This window comes from Dactylosporangium sp. NPDC000555, from assembly GCF_040300025.1.
Taxonomy (GTDB): Bacteria; Actinomycetota; Actinomycetes; order Mycobacteriales; family Micromonosporaceae; genus Dactylosporangium.
Genome location: NZ_JBEPDB010000017.1, coordinates 19,844 through 46,696 on the forward strand (window position 1 = coordinate 19,844; position 26,853 = coordinate 46,696).

Sequence of the window (26,853 nt, forward strand, 5' to 3'; positions counted from 1 at the left end):
GCCCATCTCCGTCCACGTCCATCATGCCGCGGGTCCCGGCCCGCGCTCGTCGCCACGCCGCCCGCCATCCGTGCCGCGGCCCGGATCCGCGGAGCGACCGGGGCCGCCGACCCCACCGGCTGCACTGTCGTCACCAGCACCACGCCCGGGGCCACCGGCCCCCGTCTCCGGCCCGGTGGTGGCGTCCGGCTGCGGACCGGCCGACGCCGCCCCGGCCACGCCTCCCGCTGCCGGCCCGGTCACCACACCGGGAACAGTGCCGGATGTGTGCGGCCGGACCGCGCCGCCCGGGCCCTGCACCGTGTCGCGGGACGCGCCCGGTGTCGCCTCCACGATCGCCTGTGCCAGCCCGGTGGCCGCGTCCTGCCAGGTGTACTCGGCCAGGACGGTCTGCAGCCGGCCCGCCTCGACGTGCCGCTGGACGTAGTCGCGGCGCAGGTCGGCGACCGCGTCGGCCCACACCGCGGCCCGCGCCGGCTGGTTGCCCGCGAGCCCGGTGTCCGGCACGACCGCCGTCGTGCCGGCGGTACCCGGGATCCGGCCGGAGTCGGCCAGGAACTGCCCGAACCCGCTCTCGGCGGTGACGAGCACCGGCAGGCCGTGCGCTGCCGCTTCGGCGGGGGACAGCCCGTACCCCTCCACCTTCGACGGCATGACGGCCGCGTGTGCCCACTGCATGTCCTGCAGCAGCTCACCGCGATCGGTGGTGTAGGGCAGCAGCTCCACGACGCCCGGGCGGTCGACGGCGGCGTCCGCCTCGGCCTGCAGGACCGCCAGCTCGTCGGGCAGGACACCGCGGACCCGCACCTGCACGGCGATCCCCCGGCGGTCGAGCTCGGCGACGGTGGCGATCATGTCGGTGTAGCCCTTGACCGGGTCCGCTGCCCGGCCGGTGAAGAGCAGGTGCATCCGCTCGCCCGGCGGCGGCCCGCTCACGTCGCCGAGCAGCTCGATACCGGGGATGAGCTCGTGGAAGCTCGGCGGCCGGATCGCGCCCTCGGCGAGGTTGCGGGCCTCGGCGGTCAGCAGCGGGCCGACACCGACGACGAGGTCGCTGTTGCGCACGACGACAGCCTCGCGGCGGGCGTACTCGGCGCCGAGCTCGGCCCGGCCCTGGATCTGTGCGTACCGCTCGATCGGCATGTGCAGCACGTCGACGAGCGCGGCCGACGGGTACCACCGGTTGCGGATCTGCATGGCGGCGGTGCTCGAGAAGCGGGAGTGCCCGACGACCACGTCGTAGGCGTCGCTGTTCGCCGGTGGCAGGCCCTCGACGGCGTCGGGCTGTTCGCGGCGGCTCAGCTCGTACAGCTGCTCACGCGGGGTCATGCCCTCCTTCGGCGGGACGGAGCGGATCACCGCGGCACCGTGCGGTTCGGTCTCGCCGACAGTGAGCAGGGTGACCTCGGCGCCGGGGTGCGCGGCAAGCGCCCTGGTGATCTCGCCGCTGGCGACCGGCAGGCCGCCGAGCCCGGCACTGCGGCCGCTGGCGTGCGCGACGACGAGGACCCGCAGCCGGCCCGCGGCGGCCACCTCACCGGCGGGCAACGGGTCGGCACCGGCCCACACCTGCCGCGCCGGATCCCACACGCCGGTCGCCTCGCGGGTGCGGTTGAGCAGCGGGTCGAGGAACGCCCTCGCGACCGGCAGGGCCTCGGCGACGGTCCGCAGCGGCAGACCCGGCGTGCCGGACGCGTACTCCGCGTAGCCGGCGTGCCAGTCCGGGTTCGGGATGTAGAACTTGGCCGGCACCCGCAGCGGCTCGCCCTGCTCGATCCGCCACGTGAACTCCTCGAGCAGCATCCGCTGCACGGCGGCCGCGTCCCACGGGCGGTTCACGATCAGCATCATCGTGTCGACGAGATCCTGCACCCGGTACGGCAGGTCCCCCGTCTGGCACGACCACGTCCCCTGCGTGCGGGGCAGGCAGTCGCCGCACTTGGTCTGCGCGGTCTTGACGCCCTGGGTGAACATGCCGGACACCTTGTGGGCGAGGGTGTCGGTGAGCGAGATGAGCCGCAGCTGCGGGCTCTCCCCCGGCACGCCGGTGCGCATGATGTGCTCGGGGAAGTCGACGAGCTCCGGCTGTGCCCACATCGGCCGGCTGCGCGGCGGGGCCAGGTCGACGCTGACCTCGGCGACGAACCGGCCGTTGAGGTAGGCGTCGTGCTTGAGCCGGGCACCCATGCCGTGCTGCAGCGGCGCCTCGTAGGTCTGCGTGAAGGTCAGGTGGTCGCCGAGGCTGCGCTGCAGGGCCTCGGTGTACTGGCGCACCATCTCGGTGCGGGACGCGCCGGTGTGACCGACGAGGTCGATGTCGCTGGTGACCCGGGCATCCGGCCAGCGGGCCAGCAGCGTCTGCCCGCCCTTGATCATCCAGTGCTCCGGGTGGGCGGTGAACACCCGGGCCATCACCCGTTGCAGGACGAACTGGCGCATCTCCTGTTCAGTCGTCGTGCCGCGCTGTTCGGCGACCTCGGCGACCCGGTCGCTGAGCTCGTGCCAGAACAGGTCGGCCGGGGTGATGCGGTCCGGGCCGAACACGGCACTGATCAGCTCCGGGCCGTTGGGCTCGGGGTGCAGGTACCGCGCGGCAAGCCCGGCGTCGAGGTCGGAGCCGTCGGTCAGCCAGCGGGCCCGCGGCGCCAGCTCGGCGTTGTCGGCGGAGGTGAGCCGCTCCAGGCCGAGCAGGAAGTCGCGCTGCCGCTCGTGGGCGGGACGCTCGCGGTCGATGGTGACCTTGGCGAGGGCGGCGCGACGGTCGGCGGCGGTGGTGCCATCGGCAAGGCCCTCGACGGCCGCCCGGCGCTGGGCCTCGCGGCTCGGCTGCATCGCGTGCTCGGTCTCATGCACGACGCTCGCCGCCGCCTCCACGAACGGCGTGCCCGGCCGCAGGAACACCGTACCGGCCCGTTCGCTGTAGCCGGCGTAGCGGTGCACGCCCGGCGCGACCTGCTCCAGCATCGCGGCCGCGGCCCGCCTGCCCCGTTCGCCAAGCACCGCGGCGGCGTGCTCGCCGTCCATCGGCACCGCCCGGGACAGCTCCTCCGCGTAGCGGGCGGCGAAGCGCGGGCCGAGGACCTTCTCCGCGAGCACGACCGCGACCGCCTGGTCGAGCACGTGGAACCGGTGCGTGGCCGGGTCGACGCCGAACACCCGCCGGGCAAGCCCGGCCGGGTCGAGCGGGTCGGCGAGCTCGTCGCCGAAGGCGCGGATCCGGTCGCTGAGGTCCCGCAGCGCTTCCTTGAGCGGCGTGAGGTCGCCGCTGTGCCGGGCGGCGGCGGCCAGCTCCTCGACATTGTCGGCGGCGGCGCGGATGACCTGCAGGTCATCCAGGCGCGGGTCGCTGCGCGGCAGGCCGGCCGCGACGGCGTCGACCGAGGTGCGTACGTCGCCGGGGATCTGCGCGGCGGTCGGCCGCGACGGATCGGCGGGGCGCGGCGCCCAGCCGCCGAGTTCCGAGTCGATCCCGCGCAGCTCGGCGGCGGCGGGGTCGGTGAGCGCGGCCCGGATCGCGTCGCTGAACGTGCGGTGCCCGTCCGGGTGGCGGGACCACTGCTGGAACTCCTCCCGCAGGTCCAGGCCGTGCCGGTGGGCCTGCTCGACGAGCGCCGGGTCGACGCTCGCCCGGGCGGTCGCGAAGCCGGTGTCGGGGAAGTCGGTCTGCAGCGTGCCGTCGGGGGCGGCCCGGTAGCGGCGGACGGTCCCGTCGGCCTCGGTGACGTCCAGCAGCACGTCCGCGCGGCGGACCTGGGCCAGCTGCAGCGCCGCGGTGATCGGGTCGGCGGCGTCGGGGTGCCGCGACGCGGTCGTGGAGAGCTTGATGAGGGCCGTCTCGGTGCTGCCGCGCGGGTCGAACCGCCACTGCGGGCTCGTCCCGGCGCCGGCTTCCTGCCCGGCGCGGATGGCGTCCAGCTCGTGCTGGAAGAGGGTGAGCACCGCACGGCCGGAGGCGGCGTCCGGCATCTGCACGGACACCTCGATCGTCTCCCGCCCGCCGGGCTCGACGGTCTTGGCGACGAACGTCAGGTGGTAGTCGACGCGGGTGGTGACGGTTCGGGCGGAGCTCTCCTGGAAGTCGCTGGTCTCCAGGCGGGCACCGGACGGCGCGGACGTCTGCTCGGCGGCCGCGGCGCCGCCGGTGAAGCGTTCGCTCAGCCCGCCGAGGCTCGTCTGGTCCTCGGCGAGGGTCCGGCCGGTCAGGGCGAGCCGGGCCCGTTCGTCGCCGATGCCGACGGTGCGCTGCGACCGGTTGACCCGGCGGATCTCAGCGACCTCGATCTCGGAGGTGACCCGCAGCTGGGACTGCTCGGCCCGGACCCACACCTGGACCATCCGGTTCTCCCGGGCCGGGTCGCTGAGCGTGATCGACGGGTGCCCGCCGGGGCTGGCGACGCGTTCCAGGGCCGGGGTGCGCGCCAGCGCGGACAGCTGCCTGCGCAGGTCGGCGTCGCGGGCGGCGAGCCCGGCGCGGCCCAGCAGGTCCTTGCCGGCGAGCCGGTCGCTGATCACCTCGTGCAGGCGGCCGATGTCGGCGGTCTCGACGACGGAGCGGTCCGGCATCGGCAGCTGCCGCGGGTCGGCCGGGCCGTCCACGACCGCCGACGAGCGGGGCACCAGCTGGTCCTTGGTGGCCAGCTGCACCAGCGAGCCGCTGACGACGCCGTAGGAGCTGTTCGGCGCGCCGTGCCGGGTGACCAGGTCGGCCATCCGCCGCGGCAGCTGCTTCAGCGGGTGCGGCACCGACCGGGACACCTCGATGTGGATCTCGATCGGCCGGTGCATCCGCACGACCCCGTCGGCGATCATGAGGCCCTGCACGACGGTGCGCTGCCCGCCGACGGTGCCGGACCTGGTGTAGCCGCGGTTGGTGCCGCCACTGGCCTCCGGTGTGTCCAGGGCGGTGCCGTGCCCGCTGCCGCCGGTGCCGTACCCGTACCCGCTCACCCGTGTCTGCTCATGCTGGGCGTACGCGTAGTCCTGCAGAATCGGCAGCACGTCTGGCCTGGTGCCGATGGGCGTGCCGTCGCCGAGCGTGACGGTGATCCGGACGGTGACGTGCTCGACCCACAGCCGGCCGGACGGCACCGGGAACGAGGCCGTGAACCCCTCCGGGGACAGCATGCTGTCGAGCTGCCCCGTCCAGCGCTTGCCGGCGAGGCTGCCGGACAGCCCCTGCCACAGGCCGGGCAGCCGCTCGGCAGCGCCCGGCACGACCTGCTCGACCCGGGCCAGGACTTCCTGGAACAGCTCGACCGGGCGGCCGTCGCGGGCCGACAGGCGGATCGCGGGCTCCAGGACGCTGTGGCCGAGGGCCTGACCGAGGTGGTCGGCGAGGCGCAGCGCACCCTCCGCCGGCGGCACCGCCGGCAGTCCCCGCTCCTGGCGGATGATCGCGCCGATACGGGCCGCCGGGTCCGTGACCGTCCTCGGCACCGACGCGTCCGGGAACTGCTCGCCAAGCTTCCAGGCGATGCCGGTCGCCAGGTCCGGCGGCGTGCCGTACCGGTCGAGGAGCCCGGCGACGACCTTGCGGTCCAGCGTCAGGTGCCCGGTGCTGTAGCGGTGCAGTGCGTCGGCGATCATGTCGGCCGGGACGGGGTGCTCACCGGCCACGTGGAGCTCCAGCGCGACGCGTTCCGGGATGGCGTAGACGACGTCGCGGGCCGGGAGGCTCTCGTGCGCGGTCCGGGTGCCGCCGAGGACCTTCGGGTGGTGCTCGACGCCGGTGATCTCCAGGTCGACGGGCATGCGGTAGATGTACTGCTTCTCGTTGCCGCTGGTGTGGATCCGCAGCCGCTCACGACCGTAGATGCGGGTCGAGGTGTGCGACTCGGCGTCGAACCAGCTGCGCGAGCCGCGCAGGCCGCCGGCGGCGTCGCCGACGGGTTCGCCGGCCACGTCGGTGTCGGCGCCGAGGTCGAGCCCGCCGCGCAGCGAGCCGCCCGCGTCGCCGCCGACCTGCCGGCCGAACGTGACCGCGTCGGCGCCCATCGTGAAGTTGATGTCGCCGACGACGAGGTCGGTCTCGCCGACGAACTGCGACGCGCCGGCCCGGCCCCGGATGGTCAGGCCGGCCCGCAGCGGGGTGACGCCGCGCGGGTCGACGGCGAGGTCGGTGCGGTGGCCGGTGAGCAGCCACTCCGGGTTGGCCACCAGGCTGCGCACGTTGGCGAACGACGTCAGGTGGGCGTGTGCGGCCGACTCCGGCCGGGCGCCGTCGGGCAGCACCCGGGTGACGGCGTCCCACACTCCGGCGGCGTCGAGGTGCAGCACGGTCGCCCAGCTCAGCGCCGCCGGCGATGTCGGGGGTCCGGTCCGTGGCGCGGGCGGCAGGACCGGCGCACCGGCGCGGGGCAGCAGGTCGGCGGGGAACAGCACCCGCGCCGAGCCGTCCCGCGACGCGACGAAGCTCTCCCCGCCGTGGGCGTCGACCCGCACGACTTCGAGGACGTGCGGCACGGTGAAGATCGCGGTCCGGCCGCCCTCGACGAGGGTCACCTGGTTGACGGTGCCGCCGGTGCGCCAGCCGGCGCTGCCGGTCACGGTGCGGGCCCCGCCGAGACCTGCCCCGCCGGGGACGACCGCACCGTCGCCGGGGGTCAGGCCGGCGACGCCTTCGCCGCGGACCGCCAGCGTGGAGGTCCGCCCGCCGGTGCGCGCGAACGTCGACGAGCCGATGTCGAGGTTGACGACGGTCTCCGCGGTGGTGTGCCCGACCAGCTCGGCGCGGTCCCAGTCCTGTTTGATCCGCAGCCGCAGCGTGACGTGGTCCGGTGCGAGACCGGGGCGCTGCCGGACCAGGTTGACCAGGATGCCGTCCTGCGCTGCCTGGTCGTAGGCGGCCTCCAGCCGGGCGGCGGAGATCTCGGTCAAGGCCCGCAGGTTCGCCTGCTCCGCGGCCCGGCGCAGCGGCTCGCCGGACAGCCGCGGGTTGCCCTCGGCGTCAGGTCTCGGCAGCAGGTTGTCCTGTGCGAGCTTCGCGGCGACATCGAGGCGCAGCGCGTCGGCCCCGGTCAGGCGCTGCACGAGGGCGGGCCCGGCGCCGTCGATGCCGCGTGCGCCGATCCAGTCCGGGAGACGCTCCGCCCTGTTCGGCGGCGCGCCGGTCACCGGGTCGTCGCGCAGGACGATGCTGCCGTCGGGCCGGTGCTCGACAGCAGCCTTGTCGACGGGCAGGCCGTAGCGGTACGCCTCCGGCTCCGGCATCCGGAACAGCCCGGTGCTCTCCACCGAGCGGGTCAGCATGTCGGGCCGCGACGGTTTCCACCCGGACGGCTCGACCGTGACGTCGTGCACGACGCTCAGCCGGTAGCCCTGGGTGTGCCCGGAGTAGCGCTGCACGCTCGGGTGGATGGCGGTGCCGCCGGCGCTGATCCCGTCGCGCGCGCTCGACCCGGGCGATACGGTGCCCTGCAGCCCGGCGGTGCCGAACGGCAGCTCGCCGGCGTCGGTGCGCGGCCCGGCGGTGATGTCCGCCTGCCGGGAGCCGCCGATGGTCACCGACCCCGAGGCGCCGGAGAACGCGATGCGCAGCCGCTCCTGGTGGTACCTGTCGCTCGCGGTGCCGACGAGCTCGGCCGAGCCGGGCACGACCCGGGTGTGCACGGTGACGGTGGCGACGACCCGGCCGCCGTCGGTGACCGGCCGCTGCACCCCGGCCGGGTCGTTGATCGCATCGGCGAGCAGTCCCGGCAGCTCCTCGACGACGAAGGTGCGGACCTGCTGGCGGATCGGCCCGCCGACGTGGCGGTACTGCTCCGGCAGCATGCCGACGACGGTGTCGTTGAGCCGTTCCAGGCCGGTGAGCCCGGTGACGACGTGCTCCGGGAACCGTTCCGCCCGCGGCCGCCCGGCCGGCAGCGTGTCCGTCGCCGTCTGTGGCAGCGCCGGTTCGGTGTACGGGTGCGGCACCCACAGCCGCAGCTCGGCGGCCGGCCCGGCGGCGCGGTCACCAACGGGGACCGGGTCGGTCCAGACCGCGCCGGGGCGGCCGGGCCGGACCTGGACGGTCCAGTGGCCGTCGACATCGAACAGCGCCGACTCGCCACGGTTGTCCGCGACGGCGCCGGTGAGGCTGAAGTCGTTGCCGGACCCCTGCACGGAGAACTGCCGGCGCAGCTCGCCGCCGAGGTTCAGGGTGGCGTGCCGGGCGATCTCCTTGACCACGCCGAGCGTGCCGGGGGTGCCGTCGGCGATGGCCGAGTCGAGGGCCGCGGCGACCGGGAACGCCACCGCAGGGCCGGCGTTGCGGTTGAGGGCCGCGCCGAGGGTCCGCCCGGCGGTCGCCTGCGGCATGTGCCCGGTGATCACCTCCGACGAGCGGGTCGGCGGGCGGGGCACCTCGACCGCGTCGCCCGGGTGGAACCGGACGCGGACCTCGGCGGCGCCCATGCCGACCGGGAACACGGCCCCGTCCTCGCCGCCGGCCTGCCGCCACACCGACTGCAGGATCCGGTCGGCCTCGTCGGGTCGCAGGGCGACGTCGACGTCGGCGGCGTCGAGCAGCGCGTTGACGGTGTCGGTCACCGCGTCCAGGTGCGGCATCCGGCCGCCGGGCACGCCCGCCGTCAGGACCTCGTGCAGCGGCTGGGTCGCCGCCACCGCCTGCCGGTAGGTCTCGAACGCGGCCGTGGCGGCGTCGACGTACTCGCGCAGCCGCGCCGGATCGAGCTCGGCGAGTTCCAGCCGGACGAGCTCGAACGCGTCGCGGGCGGCGGTCGCGGCGTCGCGGGCCGCCCAGAACCGTTCGGCCGCGGAGTAGTGCCGGGCGGCCTCGTCGGCTGCCTGCTGGGCCGCGACGCCGGCCCGTTCGGCGCGGGCGTCGGAGCTGCGGTCGGTCCGGTCCTGCTCCGCGTCGCGGTCGGCCGCCTTCGCCGTGGCGGTCTCCTCAGCCTTCAGCGCGGCCTCGATCCGGGCGGTGACCCGCTCGTCGAGGGCCTTCGCGGCCCGGTCCAGTGTGCCGGTGAGTTCCGTGACGGTTGTTGCGGTGGGTGTACCTGCGGTGACCCGCACCTGCTCGGCGACCTGCCCTGTGCGCAGCGGCGCGTACGGGTCGGCTCCGTCACCGGTCCGGTCGGCGGCACGGGCCGCCCGTGCCGCGTCGCGGGCGTGACCGGCCAGCTCCTGAGCGGCGGGCGGCAGCACGTCGCGGCGCCACGCGTCGGCGGGGTTGTCCGCGACGACCCGCTCCGCGACGGCACGGGCCTGCTCGGCGACGGTGTCCGGCAGGCGGCTCAGGGCGGTCAGAGCGCCTTCGGCGCGGGTGCGCCCGCCCCGGCCGTAGACGTCGGTCTCCGCGCCCAGGATCGCCGCGGCCTCGGCCCGCAGCAGCGCGGCGTCGGCGCCGTCGGTGAGCCTGGAGCGCAGCCAGTCGCGCAGTGCCGCGACGTCCTCGGCCGGCAGCTGCCGGACCTGACCGTCGTGACCTGTCAGGTGCAGCGACCCGGCGGCCGGGCCCGGCGCGACGCCGGAGGCGAGCGCGGCCGGGTCGGGGCCGACGAGCAGCGGCCACGTCTCGGCGAGGATCGCCTCGGCGAGCAGGCCGTGCAGCGGCCCGGCGACGCCGCCGGGCAGCGGCTCGCCGCGCAGCGCGTCGAGCCGCGTGGCGTCCAATGTGGACATGCGGTCGAGCAGGGCAGTGCGCCACACCTCCCGCAGCTCGGCCGGGGCCGCGTCGTGGCCGCGGGTGAGGACCCGGGCGGCGGCGAGGTCGGCGTCACCGGCCCAGAGCACGCCGAGCCGGTCGCCGAGGGCGGTGACGACGTGCGCGGCAAGGTCCGCCGCGGCACGCACGCGCAGCGGCTCACCGGCCGGCCCGGCGGCCCGGTCGGTGAGTGCCGCGAAGGGCTCGCGCACCGGCAGCGTCACCGTCTCGCCACCGGCGGTGCGGACCTCGATCACGGCGTCGCCGCCGGGGTGCGGACGGGCGTGGTCGACAAGACCCGCCGCCGTCAGCTCGGGCAGCGCCCCGTTGACGGCGGCCTGCACCTCCGCGTGCCGCTGCTGCGCCGCGTCGGCGCGCCACGGCGCACCCGGGTCGGCCACCTCGCGGGCCGCCGCGGCCAGGTCCGCGGGGAGCCGGTCGACGACACGGGCGGCGGACTCGGGGCCGAGGCGGTCCAGCAACTGCCCGATCCGTGTGTCGGCAGCGGCGTCGGCGGCGCGGCCGTGCAGCTCCGTGGTGAGCTCGGAAAGGACGGCCCGTTCCGGACCGGTCAGCGGGGTCCGGCCGAGGAGCCGGTCCTTCAGCGTCGGCCCCGGTTCGGGCGGCGGCGACGCTCCGCGTTCCACAGTGGACGGTGGGGGTTGCAGGGCGGCGACGTGCTCCCAGCCGGGTTCGCGCAGGTTCAGGTACAGCTGCTGCTGCGCCGGGGAGAGCCTCCCGGCGGGCACCTCGGCGTCGATCATCCGCCACAGCGCCGGGGCGTTCGGCCCGTCGAGCCCGAGGTGCCGCAGGTGCGCCCGCAGGTCGGCGATCAGCGCCGCCCGCTCCGCCGGGCTCTGCTCCGCGACGATCCGCCCGACGCGCTCCTGCACGTCGCCGACGCCGCCGCGGTCGTGGTCGGAGAGCCGGTCGCCGGCGGGTGTGCCCGTGCGGTCGGTCAGCACGTCGGGTCGCGGGTCCGGGCCGGCCGGTCCCCACCATCCGCGGCGGTTCAGCCGGGCGTCGACCTCCCACGTCTCGTGGGTGAACGTGCCGAGCAGGTCGGGGCTGTCGGCGTGCCGGTCCGACAGTACGACGGTCGCGTCCGGCTCACGCGCCGGGGCGCCCTCGGCGACCTCCGTGCGGGCCCGCAGGTCGCCGACGTCACCGGCGGTGACCCGCATCCGCAGCGGCTCGCCCGTCCAGCGGCGCACCTCGACGTCGGCGGCGACGACGGTGCCGTCCGGGCCGGTGTGCACCTGGACCGGGCGGACCTCCCGGATGACGGAGTCACTCAGCCGGTGCAGCTCGGTCGGCTGGACGCGTTCCCAGAACGACCCGCCGACCCGGGCGGGGTCCGGCTCGGCAAGGCGGTCGGCCTCCGAGCGCGTGCCGTGCACGACGGTCGCGGTCACCGGCCGCTGCGGCGGGCGGTCGCCGGGGGTGTCGGCCCAGTCGATCCGGTCGTGGCCGAGCAGCGGTGTGGCCAGCGCCGCCGGGTCGTGCTGCCCGACGACCCGGGCGCGGACGGTGAACACGTCGACGCCGGTCTGCTCGATGCCGAGGAGCCGCAGCCGGGTCCCGGCGGCCAGCAGGACGCCGGCGTCGGCCGGCCCGTCGGTCAGCTCACCGATCCCGGTCAGCCGGGTCTGCGCCGGTGCCTCGATCGCCAGCCGGATCCGCTCGAACTGCAGCGGTGTGTGCGCCGACGCGGGTAGGAACCCCTTGTGCGTGACGGTCGCACCGACCATCCCGGCGAGCCCGGTGACGTCGGGCAGGCCGAGGGCGGCCGGCGACACGGCCGCGTGCAGCAGCAGGTCCGCGCCGGCCGGGCGCATCGCCGCCTGGATGCGCAGTGCGTCGGCCCGCTCGTCGCGGCCGCCGATGCGGCCGTCGTGATCGATGTAGGTGTCGACGTTATGCCCGGCCGCGGTGGGGTACCGCTCCAGCGCCGCCCGGATCGGCTCGGGCAGGCCGGCGGCGGGTCGCCGTACCTGCTCCAGCGGGCCGAACCTGGCGCTGTCGGCCGGTTCGCGCCACGGCACCCGCGTCGTCACGTCCAGCGCGGTGCGGGCCTCGTGGTGAGCGCGCCCCAGCGGTGTCTCCAGCCATGCGTCGACCTGCGAGCTGTAGTGCCCGCGGCCGGGTGTGCCCGCCGTGGCGTCGAGGCCGTCGACGACGCGGGCGGCCTCGGGCACGGTCAGCCCGGACACCCCCGACGGTGACGACCTGCCGATCCGGGTGCTCTCCTCGCGCAGCATGTCGTAGAGCTGCTCCGGCGACCGGGCAGCAGCCAGCAGCGCCGGGCCCTCCGCCTGCAGCCGCGCCACGACCCGCGGGTCGACGACGGCCGGGTACCGCGCGAGGACCTCGGCCCGCATCGCCTTCAGCGGGGTGCCGTCGGCGCCGAGGGCGGCTGCGGCGCGGTCGATCTGGCCCTCGCCGACGGCCCGCACGGCGGTGACGGCAGCCGTGGCCCGCTCCGGCGGCATCCGGCCGTCGAGCAGCTCACCGACCAGCTGCCGAAGGTCCGGCAGGAGCGGCTCGACCCGGGCCGGCGCCGCCGATCCGCCGGTGTCGCGGGTGGGCAGCGGCGGCCCGGCCGTCTCGGCCATCCCGAGCTCGATCCGGGCGCGCAGCAGGTCCGCGCCGAGCCAGGCGAGCTGGTCGTCGCCGGTGAACACCTGCCGGTCGGAGGCGAACGACAGCGCGTCCTCACCGGCCGGGCGTTTCGACGACAGCAGGTTGTGCACGCTGGACACGTCGACGTCGAACGTGACGCCGCGGGTCGTCGTCACCCGCAGCACCGCACCGGGAACGCCGAGCTCGTCCTGCCGGGCGACGGGGCTCGTGGTGACGCGGTCGACCCGCGCGACGCCGGGGATCTCACCGGGCCTGGCGATCTCGCCGACGGCCGCCGTGAACGCCTGCTCACCGCGCAGCCGGCTGTAGCGGCTGCTGTCGCTGGCACCGGACTCGACGTCGAACATGCTGACGTCGGCACCGCCCTCGCGGGCCTTCTCCGCCAGCATCCAGGCGTGGTCGACGGTCGGGACGTAGTGCCCGCTGCGGCCGCTCACCGACACCTGGCGGCCGTTGACGGCGACGAACTCACCGGCCGACAGGGTGTCGCCACCGGCAAGGAACGACGCGTGCTTCGCGTTGAACCGGCCCATCTGCGACTCGTGCAGCGCGTAGGTCCGCAGCGTGCCGGGCTCGACGACGAAGTGGTACAGCCCGTCCAGCGGGACCCCTTCGGCGTCGTACCACAGCCCGTCACGCAGGTGGATCTCCATCGACGCGCGGGTCTGTGCGTCGAAGTACGACACGCGGTCGCGGGCGTCCTGGAGGCGGATCTCCTCCTCCAGCCGCATCGTCGGCAGCGAGTCGTGCGTGCGCGGACCGGTGACCTCGACCCGCGGCACCGGCACCGGGTTGCCGGCCGCGTCGGTGAACAACGCGGTGTCGACAGGCTCGCGGACGTGTTCGAGCCGCCGGGCCAGTTGCAGCTCGATGCCGTCGGGCGCGCGCAGCTCGATCCGCGGCGGCCGGCCGCCGGTCCAGTAGGCGGGTTCGGCGGCGGCCCGCAGCAGCCCCCGGACGTGGCCGGTGAGCGCGTCGACAGCGTGCGAGTCGAACCGGCCGGCGCGCGCCACGACCTCCGGCGGCGGCGTGCTGACCCAGGTCCGGCCGCCGTCGGCCGCCTCGAGGAGAGCCCCGGTCAGCTCCGGGGAGCGCGGAAGGTCGGGCAGGCCTGCCAGCTCCGGGCCGGGCCGCGTGCCGGGCACGAACGCGGGCGGCTCCAGGTGCTGGGTGCCGTGGGTGCGCCGGACCCCTTCGATGGTCTCGATGATGCCGGGCAGGGCGTCCTCGGCGAGGTTGTACTGCACATGTGCGCCGGACTGCCCCGGCCGCTTGAACATCTGCCGGTCCAGCTCGAGGATCTCCCGGGCGATGACGCCGCGCTGCCCCGGCGGGGCCTGCTCGAGGGCCTCGGACAGCACCTTCAGCTGGGCGAGCAGCTGCCTGTCGTCACCGTTGAGCTTGAACGCCCGGCCATCCGGCCGCAGCGCGCCGGCCTGCTCGCTATCCTGGCCCAGGAGCCGGTTGACGAACCCGCTGACCTTGCTGCGGGTGCCGGCGACGTCGACGGCGTGCGCCTCGAGGGCGCGTGCGGTGAACCTGTCGAGCCGGGCCGCGTCGTGCAGCACCGACTCCGGCACGACGACCTCGACGGCCGGCTTCCCCGCCACGGTCGCGGCCGTGCGCACCGGCGTCGACGGCTCGGCCGCCGGCAGCTCACCGGCGCGCGGCACGGGTTCGGCGGTGGTCCGGAAGACGATCGGCCGGCCCTTCTCCGGCTGGACCACGACGTGGTCGGCACCGGCCGACACGCTCCACCGGGCGTCCGCGGGCAGGCCCCGCTGCACCGAGTCGGCGATCGCCGGGACCTGCTCCGGGCCGCGGGCGCCGCCGGCGAGCCGGTCGGCTGGCGCGGCACGGTCGAGTCCGTCCGCCACGGACGTGTCGAGCCACTCGGTGAGCGCCGTGCGCAGCTGCTCCGGGTGCAGCCGGCCGGCGAGCGACTGGGCGACCCCTGACAGGTCGGCGACGACCGGTGCCCGGCCGGGGACCGTGACCCGCACCTGACCGTCCGGCAGGGCCTCGATCCGCGAGCCGGGGACCGCCGCGTCGACGCGGGCGGCGTAGAGGTCCACCACGTCCTCGACGGCCTGCCGAGCCGCGCCGTCGAGCCGCACCGGCTCCACCCGCGGCTGCGCCACCTTGAACGACAGGTCGATCCCGGCCCGGCCCAGCACGTCGGTGACCTGGTGCAGGTACTCGGGGGCGATCCGTTCGCCGGACAGGAACTGGACCACACCGTCGACGACGGCGATCCTGCCGTAGCCGGCGAGCGGCATCCCCAGGCTGCCGGGGGAACGGTCCGGCCCGACCACCAGGAACGTGCCGTCGGTGCCCATGCCCCACAACGCGACGCCGTCCGGGGCGAGCGCACGGGTGTCGAGGCGGCGCCCGTCACCGTCGAACAGCGCCGACCGGCCCGGCACCACAGGGTCCGGCCCTGCCGTCACCCTGGCGCGGGCCTGTTCGGCGGCGCTGAGTGATACATCCCGATATCCCGATGCAACGTCCGGCCAGGCGTGCAACGGCCGGGACCCGCCGTCCGCCGGCCCGCGTTCGAGTTCCGCGCCGTCACCGAACGCGTCGCGGGCCAGCTGCTTGCCGTTGGGCAGGGCGCGGACGTACTCGTTGATGACGTGCTGCCGGACCCGGCTGTCGGACTCCAGCGGCCACTGGTAGTCGCGCGGCACCGCGGCGTCGTGCCCGTCGCGGGCCAGCTGCGCCGCCGTCCGGCTGCCGGCCATCCCCTCCAGGAACTGGCGCTGCTGCTGGAACGCCGCGTATTCGCGCTCGAACAGCCGCTGGGCGATCGCGACGTCCTGCGCGTACGGGTCCGCGATCTCCTGGCGGAAGGCCGCCACCTCCCGGGACCAGCTGGGCTGCCGCGCATGCGTCGTCTCGTGCACCGCCGTCGACGCGACCTCCATCAGCGACCTGTCCGGCCGGATGAGCAGCCGCTCGAGCCTGCCGTCGTAGAGGCCCTTGACGTTGCCCTGGATGTGGTGCTCGATGTTGCGGTACTCCCGCGCGGACAGCAGCTCCCTCGCGTGCGCCTCGTGCAGCGGCACCGCTCGGTCGAGCTGCCCGATGACGGCGTCGGCGACGTCGCGGGGCATGACCCGCTCGACGGCCGCGCCGATAATCGCCCGGTCCATCGGGTGGAACCGGTGGGTGACCGGGTCGATCGCCGTCTGCCGGTTGACCATCTCCACCGCGTCGAGCGGGTCGACGCCGTGCAGGTCGCGCCACGCCTCGTCGACCTCGGGACGGCGCTGGTGCTGGTCGTGCTCGACGATCGTGTGCCGGTCGCCGTACTCGCGGACCTGCCGGCTCAGCTCCCGCACCCCGTCACGGACCGGGGCCAGGTCGCCGGTCGCCCGCGCCTCCCGCAGCAGCGCGTCGAGCCGGTCCGCCTGTGCCCGGACCGCGTCCAGCGCCTCGAGCCACTCGGTGAGCCGCGGCGACGGCTCGAACGTCCGCTCCAGCCGCGCCTTGGCCTGGTCGACGAGCTCCCGGACGTTGTCGGTGAGCTGCTCGCCGGTGCGGTACCGCGTTCCGTAGTGCTCGCTGACCCGCGGCGGCCGGTCGGCGCGCTCCAGCTCGACGGCGGCCTCCGCCTCCTCCCGCAACCGCTGCAGGGCGGCGTCGATCTCCGCCTTCGACTTCGGGGTGCCGCCGTCGGTCAGGTGGTCCTGGATCTGCCGGGCCAGCTCCGGCGGGGTCGACCTGTCGGCGAGCCGGGCACCCACCCACTCCGGGGTGATCTCCCGCGGCGGCGGCGACCCGGCCGGGGTGGTGTCCCGGACCCGCACCTGCTCGGCACCGACGACGGGCACCGGCTCGGACGGCTTCACCGGCACCGGGTCGGCGGTCCGCGCCGGCGTCTCCACCGGGTCCGGCACCCTGACAGGGCCGTCCGGCGTGGCCTTCGACGGCGGTATCAGGTCGTGCACCGAGTCGTGCAGCGCCCGCCACGCCGCCGGCAGCTGGTGCAGCCCGGACGCGGGCACCGCGACCACCGCCGGTCCGGTCTGCACCCAGCGTTCGCCCGCCCAGACCATCTCGGGCCGCACGATCGCCGGGTGCCCGCCCGCCAGGATCGAGTTGACCTGCGGGGTGAACCACACCGAGTGCCCGTCCGGGAAGTGCGCCACCAGCCCGTGCTTCTCGAGCGTGATGCGCACCGGCGAGTCCGGCTGTGCGTTGCCGAGGATGTCGTCGATGTGCCGGTTGAACGCGTCGCGCGTCCCCTCGGGCGTCGAGAGCCCGTCGCGCGGCGGCACCCCTTCGACCTCGACCGGCATGATCCGCGGCGGGACCCGCGTGCCCGGCGCCGGCGGGCGGCCCGTGATCGGGTCCGGCCCCTGATCGGGCAGGCCGTCTGGCAGAGCGGGTGCACCCCGGCCCGGCGGCACGGAGGTGTCCGTGGCGTCGCGCAGCTGCTCCGGCAGTGCACCACCGGTGCGGGGCTGCGGGCCGCGCACGGTCTCCACGGGCACGGCCGTGCCGTCCGGCGGGCTCTTCAGCCACGAGTCGACGACGTTGAGCGCCTGCCGCAGGCCGATCGCGACCTCCGCCGGGCGGGTCGCCGGATTGCCGGCCCCGACCCGTTCGTCGATGACGACCCGAACCGGACCGGCGGGGCGGCCCGGTCCCCCGTCGTCGAACCGCAGCTCGGGGAACTCCACCCGGATCCGTGCGCCGCCGGGGTTGCGGCCGATCTCGACGCGTACCTCGGCGAGGCCACCGTCGCGGAACCACACACCGTGCAGCCCTTCGCCGAGCGCCGCCACCCGGACGGCCTGCCACGGCGTGGCGAGGGTCGGCCCGCGGCCAGCGGCCGGTGCGGGCACCCGGTCGACGGCCCGGTCGATGGCACCGCGCAGCCCGGCGGCGTCACCTGCCACGTCGGCGCCGAACGACCGGCCGAGCGTCAGGTTGCGCGGCTCGGCCCGGGTGAACTGCCCTGTCGCGGCCGGTTCGGGATAGCCGTCGCGCAGCCGCTGGAACTCCACCGGGATCTCGGCGGGGCCGCGACCGGCGGCGGGCGGTTCGGTGGTGACCGGGTCGGCCGCCGGATCCCGTGCGGGATTGACGGCCGTGTTCTGTGCCGGGTCGGTCCTGGGTCCGGTGGTGCGGTCCGTGCCGGCGGGGCCACGGTCGACCGGTCCTGCGTCGCCGGGGCGGTCGAGCAGCGGCGGCAGGTCACCGCCGTCGGCGGGGTGGCCGTTCCTGCCCGCCGCGGTGCCGTCCTCGAGCCTGGTGACTTCGCCGGCCCTTCCGTTCTCCCCGGCCCTTCCGTTCTCCCCGGCCCTTCCGTTCTCCCCGGGCCTTCCGTTCTCCCCCGGCCTTGTTGTCTCGCCGGGTCTGGTGGTCTCGCCGGGCTTTGTGGTTTCGCTTGGCCGTGCGGACTCACCGGGTTTGATCGTCTCGGCGGGAATGCCGTTTTCGCCCGGCCTGATGGATTCACCCGGTCTGATGCTCTCGCCGGGGTGGATCGTTTCGCCGGGCCTGACGCCTTCGCCGGGTCTGATGGACTCGCCTGGTCTGATGGTCTCGCCGGGGCGCAGGGTCTCGCCGGGGCGGGCCGTGCCGCCGTCCACCGGGGTTTCCGGGCCGCGGACGAGTGTGCCGCCGTCGGCGGTCCGCGACGCCGCCGGGCCGCGCACCACCCCGCCGCGGTCGGCCGGGACCTCGGGGCCGCGCGGCGGGCCGCCGTCGACAAGGGCGTCCGGGCCGCGGACGACCCCGCCGCCGTCGACCACGGTCTGCGGGCCGCGCACCACCGGGCCGCCGTCGACCTGCGGCCCGCGGATGGCTGGCCCGGCGGGCTGGCGCGGGCCGCCGGGTGGGCCACCACCGCCCGGGCCGCCCGGGGGTGGCGGTGACCCGGCACCGACCGACGAGCCGGGCGCGATCTGCGGCTGGTCCCGCACGACGATCGGGTCGAGGAAGTACCGGTGGACCTGGACCTTGCCGTTGGGGTCGATCACGCCGTACTCGCGCAGCTGCCCACCCTCGGGGATGGTGCCGCCCTCGGTGCGGAAGAACGCGGCACCGCGGCCCGGCGCGTGCCACTGCTCGACGCCGTTGAGGTTGGCGACCCTCGCGGGGACGTTGCCGCCCTGCGGGGTGTCGAACCTGGTGATGAAGCCGGGCCCGCGCTCCGCCGGCACGATGTGCACCGACTGGCCGATCTTGATCGGCATGTGGGCCGGATTCGCGGTGAAGTGGCTGGCGGCGCCGAAGACACCACCGACGAACGCGCCGTGCAGGACGCCATCCTTGATGCTCTCACCGGTCGCGGCGTTGAAGAGGCCGCCTGCCACACCACCGCCGATGGCGTGGCCGAGCGGGCTGCCCCACATGCCCGCGCCGAACAGGGCACCCTGCGCCGCGTACACCTTGACCTGATCCAGGTCGAGCAGACCCGGGTCGAGGTTGCGCTTGTCGATGATGTGCAACTGACCGATGAGGTTGCCGCCGCCCATGAACAGCCCGCCCATGGCGATGCGGGTGCCGAGATACTTCGCCATCTCCATACGGAACGACACCTTGGCCGTCTGCGCCGCCGCCTGCTGCATGAGGACGCTGCGGGCTGCCTGCTGACCTGCCGCGTCGACGCCGAGGCGGCCGAGTGCCCCTTCCATGGCGCGGCCGCCGACCCGCGCGCCGAACTGCCGGGCCAGCTGCTGCTCCAGGGCCCTGGCGTAGGCGGCGCGGGTGGCCCGGCCGGCGGCCATCGTCGCGGCGCGGGAGCCGACCGACCGGCCGACCCCGGCGGCGACGCTGCGGCCGATGGTGTTGCGGATGAGCCCGTTGGTGAGCGTCGAGCGCAGCCACTGGTTGGCCATGCGGTCCGCGACGTGCCGGGCGATGACGTTCTTGGGCAGCAGCCCCCGCACGATGCCGGCGCCGAGGTTGCGGGCGAAGTTGGGCAGTGTGGTGCGCGCGAACGTCGTCCCCGCGGTGCGCAGCGCCGGCAGCGTCGAGCGGGCGAGGACCGGCAGGGCGCCGCGGCCCAGCGCCGGCAGGGCGGCGCGGGTCAGCGCGGGGGTGGTCGTGCGCACCAGCGTCGGCGCGACACGCGCCAGGAACGGGGTCAGGCTCCTCAGCGCCACCCGGAGCGTCATCTGGCCGATCGCCGTGATGGTCTTCGTGGTGGCGATGCCGATGAGCCTGCCGGTGGTGAGGAACGCCGGGACCACACCGCTGAGCGAGGCACCGCCGGAGAAGAACGCGGCGATGATGAGCTGCAGGAGCAGGGCGCCGAGCATGATGAGGTTCAGTGCGACCATGAACTCCTGCAGCTCGATCTGGAAGCCGAAGCCGTCCAGACTCTGCGACAGGGAGCTGAGCCCCTCCAGGGTGGCGCCGACCGCCCGCAGGTAGTTCAGCCACTGTTCGGTCCACTCGACCGCGCCCTGGCTGGCCCAGTTCTGCATCAGCGCGTCGGCGACGTGGGAGACCTCTTCGTAGAGGTCGGCGAGCTCGTTGGCGGCGTCGGCGTAATGCCTCGCCAGCGTGTAGATGCTCTCCTTGTCGGCTTCGGGGACCCTGCCGATGATGAGGTCCCGGGCCATGTTGCCGGAACCCGGGATGTGCTCCTCGAGCTCGACGAACCATCCGATGATGGTGTCGATGACGTTGTCCACCGTCACCCCCGCCGGGTCGCCGGCAGGCGCGCCGGGCGCACGTGTGTCGTCAAGCCGGTGCCCAGGTCACTCAGGTGCGGGCGGCGTTGTCGATGTCGGTGGCGCTGTCGTCGTCGGTCGCCGTGTAGGCCCACATGGCGTCCAGCGCGTGCTGGCCGAGGTTGGTCATGCCCTCGCCGAGCTTGCGGGCGTTGGTCTTCACGGCCTGGTTGGCCGTCGTCTTCTCGTCACCGACGCCGGACGGGACCATCTGGTGGTAACCGCCTTCGCCGCCCTCGCCGTGCAGGAAGCTGTCGGCGAAGTCGTCGCCGCCGAAGGTCGCCGTCTGGTCCAGCGGGTCGATCCGGGCGATCGCATTCGACATGGTGCTGGTGAGCCGGCCGCCCAGGTCCTTGATCTTCTGTGCCGAGTTGAGCAGGTCGGCGGCGGTGCTGCCGAGAATGACGTAGTCACCCATCGTCGTCCCCCTGTCGCCGGATGTCGGCATCGTGGCTCTGGATCAGCTTGTTGATGTCCATGCCGCCGGCCCGGGCCGCGCGCATGTCCGACGGCAGTGCCTCGTCGTAGATCTCCTGTGCCTGCCGCTCCGACTCCTCGATGGCCTTGCGGACGGTGGCCACGATCGTCGCGGCCAGCTCCTTGGAGTTCGGCTTGCGGTAGACCCGAGGGTCGATCTCGAGCTCGATGAGGTGCCCGCGCGGGCCGACCACGGCCTTGACCGTGCGGTCGTCCGACCACGCGGTGCCCGTGACCTCGAGGGCCTTGCGCTGGATCTCGGGCAGCTCCTTGGTGACCCGCTTGAGATCGGCGAGCATCCCTTCGATCGCGCCCCAGTTGGGACGATCCACGGCACCTCCCCGTCAAGCCGCGATCACTGTGCCTCGGGTGTCCAAGTGTGCACTCGCCGAGGCTCCGGCGCAGCCCCGCCCCGGAACCCCGGCGGTCTTCGTCACATCCTCCATGACCGGTCCAACGGATCGGTCAGATGCCCGCGGCGATCTGCTTGTCGACCGCCTGCATCCGCTCGGCCGACGCGCCCAGCTTCACACCGACCTGCGACAGGGCGGCCTTGATGTCGCTGATGCCCGAGTTCCACTCGGTGCGGGCGGAGTCGACCGCCTGGCCGGCGGCGCCGTGCCAGTCGGCGGCGAAGAGCTGGGTGAACTGCGTGTAGAGGTCCTCGAGGGACCCCTCGACCGCACCCGTGTAGGTGCCGATGGCGGACGCCACGTCTGCGATCTGGCCGAAGTTGTAGGTAATGGCGCCGTCAGCGCCGTATCCCGCTCCCATGGATGTTCCTGCCTCTCGAAGGTCTCGTCGCGGAAGGGGTCAGCCACGCAGAGCGGCGATGACCGTGGAGTCGCCGGTGGCGGCAGCCGCGGCCCGGATGTCGTTCGCCGCGTCATCGTCGTTGACACCGAACGTCGAGGAGGCGTTGCTGATCTTCCCGGCGAGGTCGTCGAGAGCGTTCAGCATCTTCGTCAGGCCCTGGTTGAGCTGGGCCGAGGAGCCCTGCAGCGCGTTGTTCGCGGCACCGGACATGCCTGCCCCGCTGAGGCCGTTGATCCGGTCCAGCAGCTGCGCCATGCCGGTCGCGATGCTCTCGCGGGTCTCCATGCACTTGTTGGCCATCGTGTTGAGCTGGTCCTGGGTCGCGTGGACCGTGCCCACACCTGGTGTGTCCGTCAAGTTCGTCTCACCCCGTTTTCTGCTGTGGCTCCCCCGGCGGGAAGCTCGCTGAGCGATGGATCGATACAACCCACCATAATGCGGCGTACCAGACGGTAGCGCCCCAGTTCAAGGTCGGTCCAGTCGGACAGGGTTATCCACTGTGGCGCTGTCCGGTTACGCTCGATCTGGACGAGGATGCCGGAGCGCCTCGGGCGATGGACCAGGGGCACGGATCGACGGGGGAGAGATCTTGGCTGAGCCGCACGACGACGTGCCCTACAACCCGTACCGGTCTCAGACCACCGCCAACACGAATCCGGCGTGGCTCGATGCCGGCCACAAGAACATCGACGCCGACATCGACGGCATGGCGGACTTCGCCAACAACATGAAGATCATCATGGAGAACCTCCGCGGCAAGATCCCGGAGCTCAACCTGCTCGGCACCATGCCGCTCAACGCGTGGGCGGCCGGCGTGCTGCCCGAGGGTGCCTACACCGCGCATCTAATGCTGGCCAACTACAACGAGTTGCAGCAGTATCTGTCGTTCCTGGCGCAGGGGCTGATGAACACCGGCTCAGCCGCGCAGACCATCGCCAACGCCTATGCCGGCACCGACGGCTGGTCCGCCGCCGACATGAACGCGGTCAAGTTCGCCTATGGCGACAGCAAGGCCGAGCGGCCGGCCGGCTATCCGGAGGAATGGCTCAAGCAGGTCAAGACCTGGCAGGACGCCTACAGCAAGAACATGAGCTCCGGCAACGGTGCCGCGTCGGGCGTGGTGGTCCGCTGGACTGACCAGGACACCTTCACCGACGCGCAGGGTCAGCACAAGGTCGCCGTCAGCACCGACGGCGTGCGCCGCGAGATGATCACCAGGGTCGACCCGTACACCGGCAACACGGTGACCACGATGGTGTTTACCTATCCGCCGAACCCGAACGGGAAGACGGCCGAGGAGCGCGCGGGCTACACGCGCACGAGCCGGGCGGTTACCACGACCTACGCCACGTCGGGCAACACGGTGCAGCAGCAGACCACCTATTACGGCGACGACGGCCAGGTGACCGGTTCGCAGACGCAGACGACGACCTACACCGACGGTGAGGTCTCGAGCATGCACACGCAGAACAAGGACAAGGACGGCAACGACACGACCGGCAACAGCGTGGTCACCAACGCCGACGAGAGCCAGACCATCACCACGACGCAGGCCGGCAGAGACCCCAAGGTCCTGGAGATCGGCGAGCAGACCGAGGGCGTGGTCGGCGCCGGCGAGCAGCCCGCCCAGGACAAGATCAACCAGCTCAGGCCGCAGTGATGTCCCGTGGCTGAAGACTGGCGGTATATGCGCGCGGAGATGCCGCACCCCGGCCCCTCCGGATCCGGCATGTGGTATAAGGTGCCCGATCGATTCGACGTCGAGTTCACCAACCCGCCCAACGACGGCGAGAACGGCCCGTGGATCGAGGACATCCGCCGGCAGATCATGAACCACCACCCGGAGGACATCTCCGCGCTGGCCGACCAGTGGTACCGGACGTGGCAGCTGCTCTTCGGCGTCCAGCAGCAGGTCCTGCAGACCAGCAACGACCTGTACGAGAAGGACTGGAAGGACGGCGACGCCCGCGACAAGTTCATGACCGAGGGGCCGGGCAAGATGCTGGCCTATCTGCAGTCATGGATGGACTCTGTGCTCGACAACGTCGCCGCGCTGCGCGCACAGGTCACCATCGTCCGTGCCGCGCGCACGGAGATGGAGGGGATGTGGAGCCGGTACAAGACGGCCATCGACAAGGCGTCGGAGACCGACGGCACGTTCGGCAACTGGTTCTGGCACTACAACCTGATCCCCGGCGGCGACCAGACCGACTACGACAACGCCAACAAGCGTGACGCGATCGAGCAGGTCAACGAGAAGAAGAAGGAGTTCGCCCGCGAGGCGCAGGGGCTCGCGCACCGCACCGCGCAGCAGATCTTCCAGACCTACTCGACGATCGGCAACGGCCACGGCGCGCCGTTCTACCCGATGAACGCACTGATGACGCCGATCGGACAGCCCAACCCGATCAGCCCCGGAGGGCCGCCCGGCGGCATGCCCGGCGGCATGCCCGGCGGTCCGCCGCAGGGGCTCAACCAGAGCCTGCTCAACCTGCAGCAGAACCCGCCGGTCATCCCGAATCCGGTCTCGACCAACCCGCTGCAGCCGGTGCTCAACGTCACCAACCCGCCGAATGTGCTGCCGCCGGGCGGGCTGCCCAACCCGACGATCGTGCCGCCGGTGCTGCCGCCCGGTGTCCGCCCGCCCGGGCAGCCCCTGGCGAAGCCGACGACCCTCAACCCCAACGTCACGTCGCCGTTTGCCAAGCTCGCCCCGAAGGGCCTCAACCCGGGCCTCATCCAGGCGAAGGGCATGGCCGCCCCGACCGGCGACATGACGCCCGGCGCGCTGCGCTCCCCAGGTTCGACCCCGCCGGCACCGCCGATGTCCAACCGCGCCCAACGGCAGAATCCGCGCGCCAACCCGGCCGGCACGGGCAGGCAGCAGGAGAAGCTCAACGGCATCCCGCGGCAGGGCGGGGTCGAGGAACCGTTCGCGCGGCAGCAGTCCGGCACCGTCCCGCCGGTCCTCAAGAACAAGCAGCGCGGTGCGAGCGACAAGCCCGGCAGCCAGTCGGAGCTGCACCCGCAGTCCCGGCAGGCGGCAGGCGCCACGTCGCCGCTGCGCCCTGCTGGGGCCGCTCCGCCGGTGCTCAAAGCCCCGTCGCAGAGCCCGATGTTGCCGCCGGGGCAGCCCGGATCGCGCACCACACGCAAAACCACGACAGGCAACGGCCAACCCGGTCAGCCGGTCCCGAACTCCGACTGGGTCGGGGTGGAGGCCGCCCGCTCCGACGTGGCCGCGCCGATTCTCGACGCTCCGGAGCTGCCGCCGACGGGTGCCGCGGTGTCGAAGCTCGAGGAGGTCAAGCTCCGCGGGCGGGCCGCCGCGACCAGTGGTCGCTCGGGCGGGCAGCCGCGGATCAAGGCCGGCCAGACGGTGTCGCCGGAGCTGACGGCGCGCAAGGCCCGCCGCGACGGGTCCGGCACGGGGTCCGAGGCCGACGAGTCCGGCGACCGGATCGTGACCGACGACGTCGCGTTCAGCGTCGAGACGCCCGGTGGAGGCGTGGTCGCGAAACAGCAGGACACGAGGGCCTACCGCCCGGAGGCGCCGACCGTCCTGGGTGGCGGCGCCTGATCCGTTGCCTGCTCTGCGTGGAGGGTTTCGTCTGCTGGTCGCCTCATCGCGCGGCGGCCAGCAGGTCCTCCAGGACGAGCATCCGGAGGTCCTCGCGACTCGGGACCCGGCCGAGGCTGCGCAGCCGCCCGGACTGCGCCTTGCGCATCCCTTCGAGCAGCTTGCGGGCCTCACGCGCGTTGCCGAAGTTCTGCCCGCGGTCCATCTGGTCGAACCACTCGTACAACGCGTCCTCGAGCCCGGGGGCGAAGACGTAGTCGTCGTTGCGGGCGATCCGCCCCGCGATCAGCACGAGCTCCTGCGGCGAGTAGTTCTCGAACTCGAGCGTCTTGGCGAACCGCGACGCCAGACCCGAGTTGGCGTCCAGGAAGTCGGCCATCTCGGCGGTGTAGCCAGCGACGATGACGGCGACCTGGTCGCGCTGGTCCTCCATCAGCTTCACCAGCGTGTCGATCGCCTCCTGCCCGAAGTCGGCGCTGGCGCCACCGGAGCGGGCCAGTGTGTAGGCCTCGTCGATGAACAGGACCCCGCCGAGCGCCTCCTCGAAGACGGTCGTGGCCTTTTCCGCGGTGTGGCCGATGTACTGCCCGACGAGGTCACGACGTGAAACTTCCTTGAACTTGCCGATGGGCAGGACCCCGAGGGCCTTCAGCAGCTGCCCGTAGAGCCGGGCGACGGTCGTCTTGCCGGTGCCGGGCGCCCCGGTGAAGATGAGGTGGTGGCTGACCGCGCCGACGGCGAGGCCGGCACTGCGGCGCCACTCGTTGACCTGAATCTCGTCGATCAGCGAGCGGACCTCGCCCTTGACCCCGGCCAGGCCGATCATCGAGTCGAGTTCGGCGAGGAGCTTGTCGACCTTGTCCGTGTCCTGCTTCGTCGCGCCCTCGATCGCCTGCACGCCGACCCGCGGCCGGTGCCGTTCGTCGGCCTCGCGGATCGTCGGGCTGGCGCCCTCGTCGACGTGGATGCCCGGCGTGGCCGTCGACTCGACGCGGCAGCTGTCCACGAGCCCGCCGCAGCCACGGCCGAACATGATGCCGACACCGTGCGTGTCGTGGATCCACGTCTCCGTGATCGTCGGTGCGCTCTGGTGCGCGACGGAGACGCCGGCGTCGCCGGTGGCCGAGATGTCGCAGCGCTCGATCGTCGGCTTTGCGGCGTGGTACACGTAGATGCCGCGGAATCCACAGCCCTCGATCGTGCTGTTGCGGATGACGGGGCTTGCCCCGAGGCGCACGATCACCCCGTCGTCGGCGATGTTGCGCACCTCGCACTTGTCGACGACGCCGTCGGAGTCTTCGATGACCATCCCGTACTGCCCCTGCGTCACCTTCACATCGGTCGCCTCGACGTGCGCGCCGTCGGTGATGCTGAGCCCTGCCGCGAACACGGCACCGACCTCGCACGCCTCGATCGCGAGCCGGCCACCGGTGACGCTGACCGCCGGATAGTCGTCGGCGGTGAGGACCAGGCCGCGCAGCGTGACCTCGGCCGACTCGCACGCCACGGCTGAGCTGCCGAGCCCTGTCGCGTCGAGCGTGACCGAGCCGGCCTTCCCCGCCGCGACGATGCTCACCTTGCGCCGCTGCAGCCGGACCACCTCGGCATAGGTGCCCGCCTCGACCGAGATCACCGCGCCGTCGGTCGCGATCTCCAGTGCGTCCTGAATCGTCGGATATGCCCCGACCCGTTCCCGGGACACGATCAAAGTCTGCGCCATAACCCCACCGTCGACGGCAAACGATTGACGCGAGCGTACCTCGCGGCTCCCAGTCACTGTCGTTCAGCGAGGCTGATGAGGAGCGACGGCTCTGCGGCGCCGCCAAGAAGGTCGAGCATGAACCGCAGTTGCGGCGAGCACTGCACGATCAGCCCGCCCGGCACGGTACGCGCGGACTGCAGCATCAGATTGGCGGTGGCACCGTCGGCGAACCGCAGCGCCGACGCGTCGATGGTCATCGGCACTCCCGACGCGGTGCGGTCGTCGCGGAGATCTG

At 73.6% G+C, this 26,853-nt stretch carries 9 protein-coding genes; 2 read left to right on the forward strand and 7 right to left on the reverse strand.

Features of this window, described 5'->3' with window-relative positions:
- Nucleotides 1-21: 21 nt before the first annotated feature.
- From ABT297_RS13685 to ABT297_RS13705, 5 genes are all read right to left on the reverse strand, one after another.
- Nucleotides 22-19,944 (reverse strand): glycosyltransferase, encoded by a 19,923-nt coding sequence (locus tag ABT297_RS13685; protein ID WP_350548546.1) that lies wholly within the window; start codon nucleotides 19,942-19,944, stop codon nucleotides 22-24.
- Nucleotides 19,945-20,014: 70 nt separating this feature from the next.
- Nucleotides 20,015-20,401, reverse strand: a complete 387-nt coding sequence (locus tag ABT297_RS13690; RefSeq protein ID WP_350548548.1) for a hypothetical protein — start codon at nucleotides 20,399-20,401, stop codon at nucleotides 20,015-20,017.
- Entirely contained in the window at nucleotides 20,394-20,792 is a 399-nt protein-coding gene (locus ABT297_RS13695; protein ID WP_350548550.1) for a YbaB/EbfC family nucleoid-associated protein, read from the reverse strand. Before ABT297_RS13695 ends, ABT297_RS13690 begins: the two co-directional genes overlap by 8 nt.
- Nucleotides 20,793-20,925: 133 nt before the next feature.
- Nucleotides 20,926-21,234: a WXG100 family type VII secretion target gene (locus ABT297_RS13700; protein ID WP_350548552.1), complete on the reverse strand. Its 309-nt coding sequence runs from the start codon at nucleotides 21,232-21,234 to the stop codon at nucleotides 20,926-20,928.
- Nucleotides 21,235-21,273: 39 nt separating this feature from the next.
- Nucleotides 21,274-21,633, reverse strand: a complete 360-nt coding sequence (locus ABT297_RS13705) for a WXG100 family type VII secretion target (RefSeq protein WP_350548554.1) — start codon at nucleotides 21,631-21,633, stop codon at nucleotides 21,274-21,276.
- A 232-nt stretch (nucleotides 21,634-21,865) separates the two neighbouring features.
- Here ABT297_RS13705 and ABT297_RS13710 point away from each other — a divergent pair, with 232 nt between their 5' ends.
- Together ABT297_RS13710 and ABT297_RS13715 are read left to right on the forward strand one after the other, a co-directional pair.
- Nucleotides 21,866-22,936, forward strand: a complete 1,071-nt coding sequence (locus ABT297_RS13710) for a hypothetical protein (protein ID WP_350548556.1) — start codon at nucleotides 21,866-21,868, stop codon at nucleotides 22,934-22,936.
- Between the two features lie 81 nt (nucleotides 22,937-23,017).
- On the forward strand, nucleotides 23,018-24,856 hold the full coding sequence (locus ABT297_RS13715) for a hypothetical protein (protein ID WP_350548558.1): 1,839 nt from the start codon (nucleotides 23,018-23,020) through the stop codon (nucleotides 24,854-24,856).
- Nucleotides 24,857-24,899: 43 nt separating this feature from the next.
- On the opposite strand, the gene ABT297_RS13720 is transcribed toward ABT297_RS13715, so the two are convergent.
- Together ABT297_RS13720 and ABT297_RS13725 are read right to left on the reverse strand one after the other, a co-directional pair.
- Nucleotides 24,900-26,576 (reverse strand): right-handed parallel beta-helix repeat-containing protein, encoded by a 1,677-nt coding sequence (locus ABT297_RS13720; RefSeq protein ID WP_350548560.1) that lies wholly within the window; start codon nucleotides 26,574-26,576, stop codon nucleotides 24,900-24,902.
- Nucleotides 26,577-26,629: 53 nt separating this feature from the next.
- The gene (locus ABT297_RS13725) at nucleotides 26,630-26,815 is read right to left on the reverse strand and encodes a hypothetical protein (protein WP_350548562.1); all 186 of its coding nucleotides are present in this window, start codon (nucleotides 26,813-26,815) and stop codon (nucleotides 26,630-26,632) included.
- Nucleotides 26,816-26,853: the final 38 nt, after the last annotated feature.

What these genes read in the sequence shown, in the direction of transcription:
- ABT297_RS13720 (WP_350548560.1), bottom strand. Translation starts at nt 26,576, where the DNA reads ATGGCGCAGACTTTGATCGTGTCCCGGGAACGGGTCGGGGCATATCCG.
- ABT297_RS13690 (WP_350548548.1), bottom strand. Translation starts at nt 20,401, where the DNA reads ATGGGTGACTACGTCATTCTCGGCAGCACCGCCGCCGACCTGCTCAAC.
- ABT297_RS13700 (WP_350548552.1), bottom strand. Translation starts at nt 21,234, where the DNA reads ATGGGAGCGGGATACGGCGCTGACGGCGCCATTACCTACAACTTCGGC.
- ABT297_RS13725 (WP_350548562.1), bottom strand. Translation starts at nt 26,815, where the DNA reads ATGACCATCGACGCGTCGGCGCTGCGGTTCGCCGACGGTGCCACCGCC.